This is a genomic window from Streptomyces sp. OR43, assembly GCF_008042275.1.
Taxonomy (GTDB): Bacteria; Actinomycetota; Actinomycetes; order Streptomycetales; family Streptomycetaceae; genus Streptomyces.
In genome coordinates this window covers 14,401-27,187 of the sequence record NZ_RDBK01000040.1, presented here as the reverse complement: position 1 = coordinate 27,187, position 12,787 = coordinate 14,401, and the positions used below count along the sequence as shown (strand labels likewise).

The window sequence follows — 12,787 nt, the reverse complement described above, 5'->3', positions numbered from 1 at the left end:
TGCCGCAGCCCCACGGCGGTCCGGGCCTTCGCGGCCCAGCATGACAGTCATGCGCACTTCGCGCGAGACCTCTTGCGTGAAGTGCGCATGACTGTCACCGTCGACTGCACGCCCCGCGGCCCGGAGTGCCGGGCGCGGCTCGGCACCATCGCCGCCTTCGTGGAAGGAATCCCCATGGCCACCGCCCGCGACGTCCATCTCCCGGGCGTGGTCGTCCCGTTGTCCCCCCTGGTGCTCGGCACCATGACGTTCGGCGACACCGTCGACCGGGCGGGCGCCGCCGACCTGCTCGACACGGCACTCGACGCGGGCATCACGGGGGTGGACACGGCGAACGTCTACGCCGGCGGTGAGACGGAGCGCATTCTCGCCGGGCTGCTGCCGTCACGACGCGACCGGATGGTGCTGGCCACCAAGGCCGGCATCCCGCACCCGGACCAGGAGGGCCACGCCCCGCTGTCGCGTGCGGGGCTGCGGGCAGCGCTGGAAGGCAGCCTGAAACGGCTCGGCACGGAGTACGTCGACCTCTTCTATCTGCACCAGCCCGACCACGCGACACCGGCGGCCGAGACGATGGAGGCGGTGGCGGAGCTGGCATCCGAGGGCCGCATACGCGCACTGGGTGTCTCCAACTTCCCCTCCTGGCGGGTGGCCGAACTCATGCGGCTCGCCGACGAGATGAACGCGCCGCGGCCCGTGGTAGCCCAGCAACTGCACAATCTGCTGGCCCGCCGCATCGAGGAGGAGTTCATCGAGTACGCCGCGCACCCGACGGCACGCGGGATACGGCTGATGGCCTTCAACGCCCTGGCAGGCGGCTTGCTGACGGGGCGATACTCCGGGCGGGAGAAGCCTGGCGCGGGCCGGTTCACCACCTCCCGTCTCGCCGATGCCTACCACGACCGCTACTGGAACGACGAGTTGCTCGCGGCCGTGGCCCGGCTGACGGAGGTGGCCGAGCTGGCCGGGATACCGCTCGCCGCCCTGGCGCTGCGCTGGCTGCTGCACCGGGAGTCCACCCACGCGGTCCTGATCGGCTCGTCCGACACCGCCCAGCTGCGCAGCAACCTGGAGGCAGCAGCGGCGGGCCCGTTGCCCGAGGACGTGCTCGAAGCCTGCGAACAGGCGAGCAACGGGCTGCGCGGCCCCATGCCGCCCTACCACCGCTGAGGGCTGTCCCGTCACAACGCGCCGCAGACACTCTCGCCGCACCTGGCACCGCCCCTCGACGGAGCAGGCATCGCCTGCCGCGCCACTGCTGGAACCATTCCTCATCAGTGAGCGGGAGTGAATCCTGGACCCTTTCCTGTTCGTTGCGGTCGTATCGAACGGGCCTTCAGGTTCCCGGTCGGGATCCTGGAGATCACCTGTCGAAACCGATTGCGGCGGCCGTGCTCCTCCCGTCTCTTCTCCGCGATCCGCCCGGCCGGGCGGACCCTCCCCGTCCGCCCGGCCGGGCATTGCCAGGACGCGGTCGGGTGTCGCCGACCCCGGCACAGGAATCACAGGGCGGTGCCGGCGACCCCGGCGCGGGAATCACAGGGCGGTGCCGCCGGCCCCGGCCCCAGCGAACCGCAGCCGCAGTCCTCGTCGCTGCCCGCGACGAACGGGTGGCCCGTCCCCTTCGCCGTCCGGCCCTCGGCGACGTGCGGGACTTCGAACACATGGCGTCCCGCGCCTCGGGTCAGTGGCGCTCCGCCGCCCGGGAGATGGATGTCGGCCCGCGCCCCGGGCGGCACCAGGACCTCCACGACCAGGGTCGCCCCCTCGATGCGCCAGCCGGCCTCGGCCCTCCCGTAGGGCGTGAGGTGGGCAGCCCACGCACGGGTCAGCGTGCCCCCGGGCCTCGGTGCCACCCGGATGCGGCGCCAGCCGGGTGCGGCGGCGGCGAGACCTGCCACGGTGCGGTGGAGCCAGTCGGCCACCGAGCCGAGCGCGTAGTGATTGAAGGACGTCATCTGCCCCGGGTTGACGCTGCCGTCGGGCAGCATCGAGTCCCAGCGCTCCCAGATCGTGGTCGCCCCCATGGTGACGGGATAGAGCCAGGACGGGCAGTGCCGTTCGGCGATCATGCGGTGGGCGAGCGGGGCGTGGCCGGCCAGGCAGAGCGCCTCGCAAATCAGCGGGGTTCCGGCGAATCCGGTGGCGATACGGAACCCGGCTCGGCGCACGAGGTGCGCGAGACGTTCCCCGGCGTGCCGCCGCTGTGCCTCCTCGGGGAACAGACCGAAGCACAGCGCCAGCGCGTAGGCGGTCTGGGAGTCGGACGAGAGACGTCCGGCCGGGGTGACGAACTCGTCGGCGAACGCGCCGCGAAGGCGGGCGGCGAGGGCACGATGGCGGGCGGCGTCGTCCTTCTCGTCGAGCAGTTCCCCGATGTCGGCCAGCAGGTCGGTGGAGTGGACGAGGTGGGCCAGGGCGACGAGCCCGGCATCGGTGCGGGCGGCGGCGGGGTCATCGGGCGGCGCCCCCGGGTCGAGCCAGTCGCCGAGCTGGTCCGGGTCCCGCCACAGCCCGCCGCCCTCGGCTCCGTGGCCGGACGCGCACGCGATCCATGCGGTCATGGAGGGGTACTGGGTGCGCAAGAGCTCCAGATCACCGGTCTCCCCGTACAGCGCCCACGGGACCAGGACGGCGGCGTCACCCCACAGTGCGTGCGGCTGTCCGCCCATCGACGGGTCGAGTATGTCGGGGACCACCAGGGGCACCGAGCTGTCGGGGCGGGCCAGTTGTTCGGCGGCGAGGTCGCGCAGCCAGCCGGACAGCATGCCGGTGCAGCCGTACAGAAAGGCGGCGGTGGGTGCGAACACGGCGATGTCGCCGGTCCAGCCCATTCGTTCGTCGCGCTGCGGGCAGTCGGTGGGCAGGTCGACGAAGTTGCCGAGCAGCGAGTGGACGACGTTCTCGTGGAACCGGTTCAGCGTCGCGTCCGAACTGTCGAACCATCCGGTGCGCTCCAGGTCGGTGTGGAGGACGACGGCTTCGACCGCGGCCTCGTCGAAGGGGCCGGGCCAGCCGTCGAACTCCGCGTACCGGAACCCGTGAAAGGTGAAGCGGGGCTCCCATGTCTCGGGCCCCCCCGCGCCACGCAGCACGTAGGTATCGGTGGCAGCGGCCCGGCGCAGAGGTCGTACGGCGATTTCGCCGTGCTCAAGGACTTCGGCGTGGCGCAGGGTGACGGTGTGTCCGGCGGAACCTGTGACGCGTATCCGGAGCCGTCCCACGAGGTTCTGACCGAAGTCGGCCACGGTGCGACCGGAGGGCGTGGTGAGTACCTCGCGAACGGGGACCGTGCGAGTACGGCGGACCGGTGGGCCGGTGGGTGCGGTGATCCGGGCGGTGGGCGGCGGGAGTTCGCGCACCCGGGACCAGCCACGGGTGTCGTGGCCCGGCCGGGACCAGCCGTCCCGCTCCAGGCGGGCGTCGTAGTGCTCGCCGTCGTACAGTTCGGAGCGCAGCACGGGGCCGGTGGCCCCGTGCCAAGCGGAATCGGTGGCGACGGTCCGGACGGTGCCGTCGGTGTGGTGCAGCTCCAGCTGGGCGAGGAAGGCCCGCTGCCGCCCGTAGTGGTGGCGGCTGCCGCCGTCCCAGCCGAGGCGTCCCGTGTACCAGCCCTCGCCAAGGAGGGCGCCGATCGTGTTGGGGCCGGGCCGCAGCAGGGCGGTGACGTCGTGGGTACGGTGGCGCAACCGGTGGTGGTAGGAGGACCAGCCGGGTTCGAGCACCTCGTCACCGACGGGGACTCCGTTGATCTCGGTCTCGTAGACGCCCAGGCCGGTGGTGTAGAGGCGGGCTGAGGCGACGTCTCCGTGGATGCGGAAGTCCCGGCGGAGCAGGGCCGCCGGCAGTGCGCCCTCGTCGTCGCCGGTATCGGGGGTGACGAACGAGGCGCTCCAGTCGGCGGGGTCCAGCAGCCCCGTCTCGACGTCGGCGGGCTCGGACCAGGGGCTGGGAGTGTCGTCGGCGCCGCCCCACACCCGGATCCGTACGGTGGCGCGTTCGCGCGAGGCGAGCAGGGGGCCGGGCCAGGGAACCAGCACGGACTCGGCGCCGGGGGTGCGCCCGGTATCGGCGAGTATCGCGCCGTCGGCTCCTTCGATCCGTACGCGGTAGGCGCGCTGCGTCCAGTCGGGTTCGTCGGTCAGGGTCCGCCAGCTCAGGCGCGGGGCCGGTTCGCCGATGCCGAGTGCGTGGCGGTGGTGTTCGAAGGTGGGGGCCGTCACCGTCGTCGGGTACTGCACGGTGGGTCCTCTCAGTCCAGTTCGACGCGCAGGACCTGCGCGTACGGGGTGGGGGGCCGCCCGGCGGGCAGGTGGACATCGAGGCTGTCCGGGCCCTCGGTCCAGCTCACCGGGGTGTCGGCGCCGAGCAGGGTGATGCGGCGGGGCGGGGTACTGACCAGGCCCCGGGAAGGAGCGAGGCTCTCGATGCGAACGGTGCGGTCGTCGGGCCAGACCATCAGGAAGACGTAGAGGGTGCGGCGGTCGGCTCCGACGGTGAAGCGGAGATCGTGCGGGGTGTAGACGAGCGCCTTCTCCCTCGCGCGGTCGCCGGTGACGTTGGTGGGGCCTTCTCCGTAGACCTTCCAGGGGCGGCTGCCGAAGACGGCTTCGCCGCATCTGTCGGTCCAGGCACCGAGCGAGTCGAGGACGGCGCCGGTCGCCTCGTCGATGGTGCCGTCCGGGAGCTGGGGGACGTTGAGGAGCAGGCAGCCGTTCTTGGAAACGGTGTCGACCAGCAGGTGAACGATCTCTGGGGCGGTCTTGTAGCGCTCGCCGTCGGCGTAGAACCAGTCGCCGATGCTGGTGTCGTACTGCCAGGGGCGCGGGTCGAGACCCCCGAGCTGCCCGCGTTCGACGTCGAGGAGTACGGCACCGCGGTCCTCCTCGGGAATGGTCTTGATGGAGACGGTCCCCTCCGGCCTGCGGGCGTAGTAGTCGGCGAGGAACTCCAGACCGCGGCGGCTGGGCGGGGCAGCCTGGCAGACACTCCCCTCGTCGAACGGCATCCTGGAGTCGTCCAGGTAGACGAGGTCGGCGTCGTGGCGGAAGGTGACCTCCCGCAGCCGCGCATAGAAGTCGTCGACGAAAGCCGCGTCCGGCTTGTCGCCGGGGCGTCGGGGACGGCCGTACAGGGCCCGCGGGTCGAGCCCTTCCCACCACGTGCCGGTCCCGTCCGCCGCGGTGAGGTGTCCGTCGTACGGAACGCCCGCGTGGGGACCGTCGGCGTCCCGGCCGAACGCCGAATCGAGCCAGCGCCACGTCCAGGAGCCGGCGTGCATGCTGACGCCGAAGCGCAGTCCGGCGGCGCGGGCAGCATCGGCCCAGCGGGCGACGATGTCGGTGCGCGGCCCGACGTTGACGGAGTTCCACGGCTGATGGGAGGAGTCCCACAGGTCGAAGTTGTCGCAGTGCGTCGCAAGGGAGACGAAGTAGCGGGCACCGGTCCTGCGGAAGCGGTCCATCAGTTCCTCAGGGTCGAACCGTTCGGCCTTCCAGGAGTGGCACAGATCCTTGTGGCCGAAGACGGAGGGGTGGCCGAAGTGTGCGCGGTGGTGGCCCGTCTGACGTGCTGCCCGCTCCCTCTCGAACCCTTCGGTGCCTTCGTAGGGGCCGTAGAGGTGGCGGGCGTACCAGTCACCCCTGCGGGCCACGGACTGCGGGCCCCAGTGCGCCCAGATACCGAGCTTCGCGTCACGGAACCAGTCCGGCACCCGGTGGCCGCGCAGCGATTCCCAGTCGGGCCGGTACGTGTTCCTCGGGTCATGGTCGGCGGACATCCAACTCCCTTTCCCTTGACGGCATTCAAGTGGCATGCCACCTTCTGGCCATGTCTGACTTCCTGGAACGACTGGAACGACTGGAACGACTGGAACGACTGGAACGCACGGAACAACGCGGGCGAGCAGCTGCGAACACCGACCGGGTCCGGGTGGGGGCCGCCTTCTACCACGAGTACCAGCCCACCGACCGCCTGGAGACGGACCTCGATCTGATGGCCTCGACGGGGCTCTCGCTGATCCGGGTCGGCGAGTCGGTGTGGTCCACTTGGGAGCCCGAGGACGGGGTCTTCGACATGGACTGGGCGGTACCGGTCCTGGACGGGGCGCACGCCCGCGGCATCCGCGTACTGCTCGGCACCCCGACCTACGCGGTGCCGCCGTGGCTGCAGCGCGCCCACCCGGAGATCGCGGCGGTCCGGGCGGACGGCGGCCGGGTGCCGTGGGGAGCCCGGCAGGAAGTCGACTTCACCCACCCGGTGTTCCGCAGGTATGCGGAGCGGGTGGTGCGCCGTGTCGTCGCGGCGCACGCGGACCACCCCGCGGTGGCCGGGTTCCAGGTGGACAACGAGCCGGGTCTGCTCCTGCTGCACAACGACGGGGTGTTCGAGGAGTTCGTGTCCCGGCTGCGCGCGCGGTACGGGAGCGTCGAGAGGCTCAACTCCGCGTGGGGGCTGACCTACTGGTCCCACCGGCTGTCCTCCTGGGCCGAGCTGTGGAGGCCCGGCGGCAACACCACCCCGTCCTACGACCTGGCCTGGCGCCGCTTTCAGGCGGATCTGACGTCCGAGTTCATCGCCTGGCAGGCGGACATCGTGCGCGAGTACGCCCGGCCGGGGCAGTACGTCACGACCTGCCTGGCGGTGACCCGCCCGGCGGTGGACGAGGAGGCGGTCACGGAGGCACTGGATGTGACGGCCGGCAATGTCTACTACGTGGCGCAGGACGAAGTGGCGCTGCCCGACGAGGGCCGACGGTACGAGGGCGGCTGGTTCGGCCAGGGAGTGTGGCAGATCCACCTGTCGGCGGACCGGCTGTGGGGCGCCCGCCAGGAGCCCTTCCTGGTCACCGAGACGAACGCCTCCTCCATCAACGCGTCGCACGCCAGCCATCCCGGCTACGAAGGGCAGTTGCGGCAGGCCGCCTGGACGCTGGCCGCGCGGGGCGCGCGCCTGCTGCAGTACTGGCACTGGCACACGCTGCCGTACGGGGCGGAGACCTACTGGGGCGGCATCCTCGGGCACGACCTCGAACCCGGTCGTACTCAGCGCGAGGTCGCCCGGGTGGCCCGGGAGTTCGAGGCGGCCGGGGATTCCCTGACCGGGCTGATCCCGGACTCGGACGCCGTCTTCGTCCGGTCCGTGGAGAGCGACTGGGCGATGCGGTGCCAGCCGCCGCTGTCGCTCCCGGGGACCTACACCCCCGATCCCCGGTCGTACGAGCGCATATTCGGCGCGTTCTTCAAGGGGTTCTTCGACGCGGGCGCGCAGGCCCGGATCATGTCGCCCCGGCAGCTCGCCGCCTCCCTGCGCCGCTCCCCCGGCACGCTCCCGGGCATCCTGGTGGTGCCCGGTCTGTACCTGTGCGACGACGAACTGCCGGATCTTCTCGACGGGTACGCGCGCTCCGGCGGCCATCTCGTGCTGACGTTCCGGACCGGTTACGCCGACGAGGAGGCGCGAGCCCGCGCCGAGACCGCCCCCGGTGCGGTGCTGCGGGCGGCAGCGGGGGTGCGTTGCGCGGAGTACTCGAATCTGACCGGCCCGCTGACCGTCACGGCGGCCGAGGGGTCCGGGCTGCGGCTCGCATCCGGCGCGCGGGCCCTGGAGTGGGCCGACGGCCTGGAGCCGGACGGTGCCCTGCCGCTCGCCCACTACGTCCACCCGCACTTCGGAAGGTGGCCGGCCGCGACCGTCCGGGACCACGGGCGTGGCCGGGTGACCTACGTCGGGACGCTGCCGGACAGCGCCTTCGCCGAGGGGCTGGCCCGGCAGGTGGCGGGCTGCACGACCGCGGCGGCGTGCTGGGGGCCGCTGCCCGCGACGGTGCACGTGACCTCGGCCCGCAACGGGTTCGGCGAGCGTCTGTGGTTCGTCCACAACTGGGCGTGGGAGCCGGTGCGGGTCGCTGTACCCGAGGCGGTGCGGGACCTGCTCGGCGAGGAGCGCCTCGCCCCGCATGAGGAGCTGCGGCTGGGCGCGTGGGACGTCCGGGTACTCCGCGCGGAGGGCGGCCGCGACGCGCGTCACGCCGGACCGCCGGGCGCGAGCGGACGCAGCAGGAACTCCATCCGCCAGGGCTGAGGCCGCAGTTGGTGGCGGTCCAGGGGGGCCGGCCCGCAGGAGGCGCTGCCGAGTCCGTGCTGGGCGACGTCCAGATGGAGGTGGAGGCGCTCGCCCGGCACCAGATCGTGCGGATGAGCGGACGCTTCGAGCTGCTCGACGGACCAGGGGCGGACGGTGAGGCCGAACACTCCCATCCCGCCGGCCGCCTCCACGCGGAGTCCGCGGCCGGTGGCGGGATCGGTCAGTTCAGCCCAGCGGACGTCGGCTCGCCTTCCGTTCTCCTGCGGGACGACATAAGGGGTCTGGAGGGCGGCGACGTCCGCGGCGAACACACCGACGCGGGCGGCCTGTGCACTGTCCGGGTACGCCTCACCCGGGCCCTTTCCGTACCAGCGGACCCGGTCGTGGCGAGCGGGCAGAGTGAAGCGCACACCCACGCGCGGCAAGGTCAGACCGTCCCAGGGGCCGTCCGGGGTGACCTCGACGGTCAGCCGCAGCGCCTCGCCGTCCGGGGCCCAGATATGGCGGACACGCAGACCGTGCGGCAGTCCGTCCGGCGCCGACCTGGAGCGCACCTGCAACTCGTGCGGGCGCCGCTCGACGCTCTCGGTGCGCAGCACCAGGCGGTCCAGTCCGGCCCTGCGCCAGAGGCGCAGGGCCGAGTTCGCGCCCATGCCCCGGTCGTTGTCGGTTGGCGCCCGCCACACGTCGAGGTACGGGCCCTCCAGTTGCAGGCCGGCCAGGTCTGTCGGCAGCCCGGTGCCCTCGTCGAAGGTGCGGGGCGCCGGGGTCCGCCCGGGTCCGGTGGCCGCCGGGTGGGGGACGGGTCCGCCGACTCGGGCCTGCGCCCAGGCGACCTCGTGACCGGCCGGCGCCCACGGTTCGCCGGCCGCCAGCACGGCCCGAACCGTCAGCCAGGTCTCCCCCGTGGGCCCGGCAGCACAGCCGGGCGGTTCCGGCAGGCAGGGCAGTGCCGGGAAGGGCATGTCCGCGTCGTGGCGCGCGGGCACCGGTGGCGTCTTCAGCTCGCCGTCCGCGACCGGGATCCCGTCCGTTTCCAGGGTCCAGCGGAACAGCAGGTGCGCCAGGTCCCGTGTGTCGTACCGGTTGCGCAGTGCGATCCGGCCGGCCGCGGGGTCGAGGCCGATCCCGACCGGCTCGATGGCCTTCTTGTACGCCGCGAGGCCGGGCGAGGGGGTGCGGTCGGGGAAGAGCAGCCCGTCGATGCAGAAGGTACCGCCGTGGGGGCTGTCCCCGAAGTCGCCGCCGTAGGCGAAGTACGTCCTCCCGTCCTCGCCGGTGCGGCGCAGGCCGTGATCGATCCACTCCCAGACGAAGGCCCCGGCACAGCGGGGGTGGGATTCCAGGGTGCGCTGGTACTCGGCGAGCGAGCCGGGACCGTTGCCCATGGCGTGCGCGAACTCACACAGAAGGAAGGGCAGTTGTCGTCGACGGGCCTCCGCCTCGGGGGCGTCGGCCGTCTCGGGGGGCGTCTCCTCCTCATGGCGGCCGATGCGGTCCACCTCGTCCACGGGGGCGTACATCAGACTGTAGAAGTCGGAGTGGCGGTAGGTGCGGTCCCGCTCGTAGTGCAGCGGCCGCGACGGGTCGCGCTCCCGGGTCCAGTCGGCGAGGGCTCCCAGGTTGGTTCCGTGGTGGCTCTCGTTGCCCAGGGACCAGATGACGACGCTGGGGTGGTTCTTGTCGCGCTCGACGGTGCGTCGCATCCGGTCCAGGATCATCGGGCGCCACCGGAGGTCGTCGGCGGGGTTGCCCACCCAGTCCGCGTGGATGAAGCCGTGGGTCTCCAGGTCGCACTCGTCCATGACCCACATGCCGAGTTCGTCGCAGAGGTCGAGGAAGGCGGGGTGCGGGGGGTAGTGCGCCGTACGCACCGCGTTGATGTTGTGCCGCTTCATCAGAAGCAGGTCCTCGCGCATGGCGCCGCGCCCGATGGCGCGGCCCCGGTCGGGGTCGTGCTCGTGCCGGTTGACGCCGCGCAGCAGCACGGGGACGCCGTTGACGGTGAAGCGGCCGTCGCGGATCGCCACGGTGCGGAAGCCGATGCGCAGGGGGACGGGTGCTGCGCCGGAGAGGGGGGCGAGGTCGGCGTCGTACAGGCGCGGCAACTCGGCGCTCCACGGTTCGATGCCGGGCAATTGGATCGGCCGGTCGGCGGGGTGGTCGTGGACGCCGAGGCCGGGCAGCGACACGAGAGCGGGGACGTCTGACTCGATGCGCAGGGTCCCGCTGCCCCGTTCGTGGTCGTAGGAGGCGTACACGAAGTAGTCGCCGATCGATCCCGGCGGGACCTCCAGCAGCGTCACGTCGCGGAAGATGCCGGGCAGCCACCACATGTCCTGGTCCTCCAGGTAGCTGCCGGAGGACCAGCGGTGGACGCGTACGGCGAGGTCGTTGCGGCCGCGGCGCAGCGCGGGTCCGGCGTCGAACTCCGAGGGCAGCCGGCTGCCCTTCGAAGTGCCGAGTTCGACACCGTTGAGCCACACCTTGAAGCAGGAGTCGACACCCTCGAAGCGCAGCACGGTGGAGCCCTTGCCCGTGACCGGCCAGTCGCCGGGCAGCTCGAAGGTGCGGTGGTGGTCGCCGGTCGGGTTGGCGTCGGGGACGTGCGGCGGGTCGATGGGGAACGGGTAGGCGGTGTTCGTGTAGCGCGGCACGTCGTGGCCCTGGAGCACCCAGTGGCCGGGGACGGTAAGCGGTGACCAGGAGGAGGCGTCCTCGGCAGGGCCGCCGGGCGCGAGGAAGTCGAGGGGTGCGTCGGCGACCGGCGACAGGCGGAAGGACCAGGTGCCGCCGAGGTCGAGCCGTCGGCCCCCGAGGGGGAAATGGGCGCGCGGCGCGAGACGGCCGCTCCCCGGGTTCAGATCGGCCCAGTAGGCCATGGGGGCGGTGGTGGCCGTCGGGTCGCCGTGGTGCGGTGCGGTCGCCGCCCGGCGGTCCGTCTCCGTCATCGGTCCCTGCCCTTCGGCCGGCGGACGCTGTCGCCCGTCTGGAATCGGCCGCTCGCTCATCGCACCGTCCAGTCGCCGGGGGCCGTGAACTCCCAGGTGCCGGGCTCCACTTCCCGTACGTCCCGGCCGCCGCCGGGCAGTGGCATTTCCACCCGGGAGGGCGCGCCGGGTGGCAGCGTGACGGTCAGCCGGAATGCGTCCGGCTTTCGGTGCCAGGCCACGGACGCGCGTCCCCGCGGTGTCTCGTACCAGGCGCTCGCCCAGGTGAGGCCGCCCACCGGGGCGGGCCGGACGACGATGCGCTCGTAGGCGACGGAGTCTGCCGCCTGCCTGAGTCCCGCCAGGGAGCCGGTGAGCCATTCGGAGGCAGCGCCGAGCATGAAGTGGTTCTGGGAGGAGCCGCGGGTGGGGCCGTCCCAGCGTTCGGTCAGCGCGGTCGCGCCGTGGGCGAGTTGGTAGCCGTAACTGGGGCCGTCGGTGCGGCTCAGCAGGTCCGCGACGACGTCGTCGCGTTCGTGCGCGGACAGGACCCGCAGCAGCGCGGGCAGGGCGACCTCGCCGACGGTGATGTGGCTGTCGGCTGCCCGAACCGTGTCGACCAGGTGGTCCAGCACGGCCGTGACCTCTTCGGCGGGGACGGCGCCCATCTCCAGGGCGAGCGCGTCGCAGGCCTGGCTGCCGCTGCCGTAGGTGTGGCGGACCGGGTCGAAGAACTCCGTGTGGAAGGCCCGGGCGACACGGTCCGCGAGCCGGCGGTGGGCGGCGGCGGCGTCGGACCGGCCGATCGCCTCGGCGATGTCGCCCAGCGCGGCGGCGATCCGCTGGTGGGCGTAGGTCGCGGTGACCGCCCTGGGGGTGGAGTTGTCGAACGCGATCCAGTCGGCCAGTCCGTGGTGCAGCAGCAGGCCGTCGTCCGAGCGGGAGTGCAGGTGGCCGAGGTAGCGCAGCATGTCCGGGTAGTGGGTGCGCAGTGTCGTGGTGTCGCCGTAGGTGCGGTACAGGTGCCAAGGGGCGAGGACGAGGGCGCCGCCCCAGTTGGCGTCGTCGCGGAACTTGTCCTCGAACACGGTGTACTCGGGGGCGATGCCCGGCACGAGGCCTTCGCCGGTCTGCGCGTCGGCCATGTCGCGCACCAGCTTGCGGTAGTACGCGGCGACGTCGTAGCCGCCGGCCACGACGGGGAAGACGAGGTGGGCCTGCTCCAGCCAGCCGAGCTTCTCGCGGTGCGGGCAGTCGGTGAGAACGCTGAACATGTTGCCCTGAACGGCCCGGTCGATGATGCGGTGGATGCCGTTCAACAGATCCGACGAGCAGCTGAAGCCGCCGGCACGCGCATTGGCGGTCCGCATGACCTCGCCGCGTACGGTGTCCGGCGCGGGGTCGCCGGGCAGTCCCTCCACCTGGAGGTAGCGGAATCCGTGGTACACCGTCGCCGGGGCCCATACCTCGCCTCCCGGGTCCCCGCGCAGGGTGTAGCGGTCGTAGCAGGGGGCGCCGGTGAAGCGCTGGTTCACCGTGCCGTCATCGGCGAGCAGTTCGGCGGGGCGGATCACGACGGAGGCCCCTGCGGGTCCGGTGACCGTGAGGCGCGGGCGGCCCGCGATGTTGACGCCGAGGTCGAAGACCTGGATGCCGGGCCTCGGTTCGGCGACCGACACCGGCGCGACGGTGTCGAACTCGGCACTTCGAAGGGCAGCCGGCTGCCCTCGGAGTTCGACGCCGGACCCGCGCTGCGCCGCGGCCGCAACGAC

6 protein-coding genes are annotated in these 12,787 nt (G+C 72.4%); 2 read left to right on the top strand and 4 right to left on the bottom strand.

The annotated features are described in order from the left end of the window. Positions 1-87: 87 nt before the first annotated feature. Complete coding sequence (locus tag EAO72_RS17790; protein WP_261991539.1) at positions 88-1,170, top strand: aldo/keto reductase; 1,083 nt, start codon at positions 88-90, stop codon at positions 1,168-1,170. A 332-nt stretch (positions 1,171-1,502) separates the two neighbouring features. Here EAO72_RS17790 and EAO72_RS17785 read toward each other — a convergent pair whose 3' ends face one another. Both EAO72_RS17785 and EAO72_RS17780 read right to left on the bottom strand, forming a co-directional pair. Further along, positions 1,503-4,241 (bottom strand): alpha-L-rhamnosidase, encoded by a 2,739-nt coding sequence (locus EAO72_RS17785; RefSeq protein WP_261991538.1) that lies wholly within the window; start codon positions 4,239-4,241, stop codon positions 1,503-1,505. Positions 4,242-4,252: 11 nt separating this feature from the next. Further along, positions 4,253-5,779 (bottom strand): alpha-L-fucosidase, encoded by a 1,527-nt coding sequence (locus EAO72_RS17780; protein ID WP_187285112.1) that lies wholly within the window; start codon positions 5,777-5,779, stop codon positions 4,253-4,255. Positions 5,780-5,829: 50 nt separating this feature from the next. On the opposite strand from EAO72_RS17780, the gene EAO72_RS17775 reads away from it, so the two are divergent. Beyond that, positions 5,830-8,082, top strand: a complete 2,253-nt coding sequence (locus EAO72_RS17775) for a beta-galactosidase (RefSeq protein WP_148018320.1) — start codon at positions 5,830-5,832, stop codon at positions 8,080-8,082. Here EAO72_RS17775 and EAO72_RS17770 read toward each other — a convergent pair. Both EAO72_RS17770 and EAO72_RS17765 read right to left on the bottom strand, forming a co-directional pair. Further along, positions 8,025-11,036 carry a glycoside hydrolase family 2 TIM barrel-domain containing protein gene (locus EAO72_RS17770; RefSeq protein ID WP_187285111.1) on the bottom strand — a complete coding sequence of 1,004 codons (3,012 nt, stop codon included), beginning with the start codon at positions 11,034-11,036 and terminating at the stop codon, positions 8,025-8,027. The genes EAO72_RS17775 and EAO72_RS17770 overlap by 58 nt on opposite strands. Positions 11,037-11,092: 56 nt before the next feature. Further along, positions 11,093-12,787 (bottom strand): alpha-L-rhamnosidase (locus EAO72_RS17765; RefSeq protein ID WP_222724103.1); only part of this gene is annotated, 1,695 nt, incomplete at its 5' end.

Coding starts and splice junctions, on each gene's coding strand:
- EAO72_RS17780 (WP_187285112.1), bottom strand. CDS start 5,779: ATGTCCGCCGACCATGACCCGAGGAACACGTACCGGCCCGACTGGGAA.
- EAO72_RS17775 (WP_148018320.1), top strand. CDS start 5,830: ATGTCTGACTTCCTGGAACGACTGGAACGACTGGAACGACTGGAACGA.
- EAO72_RS17790 (WP_261991539.1), top strand. CDS start 88: ATGACTGTCACCGTCGACTGCACGCCCCGCGGCCCGGAGTGCCGGGCG.
- EAO72_RS17770 (WP_187285111.1), bottom strand. CDS start 11,036: ATGACGGAGACGGACCGCCGGGCGGCGACCGCACCGCACCACGGCGAC.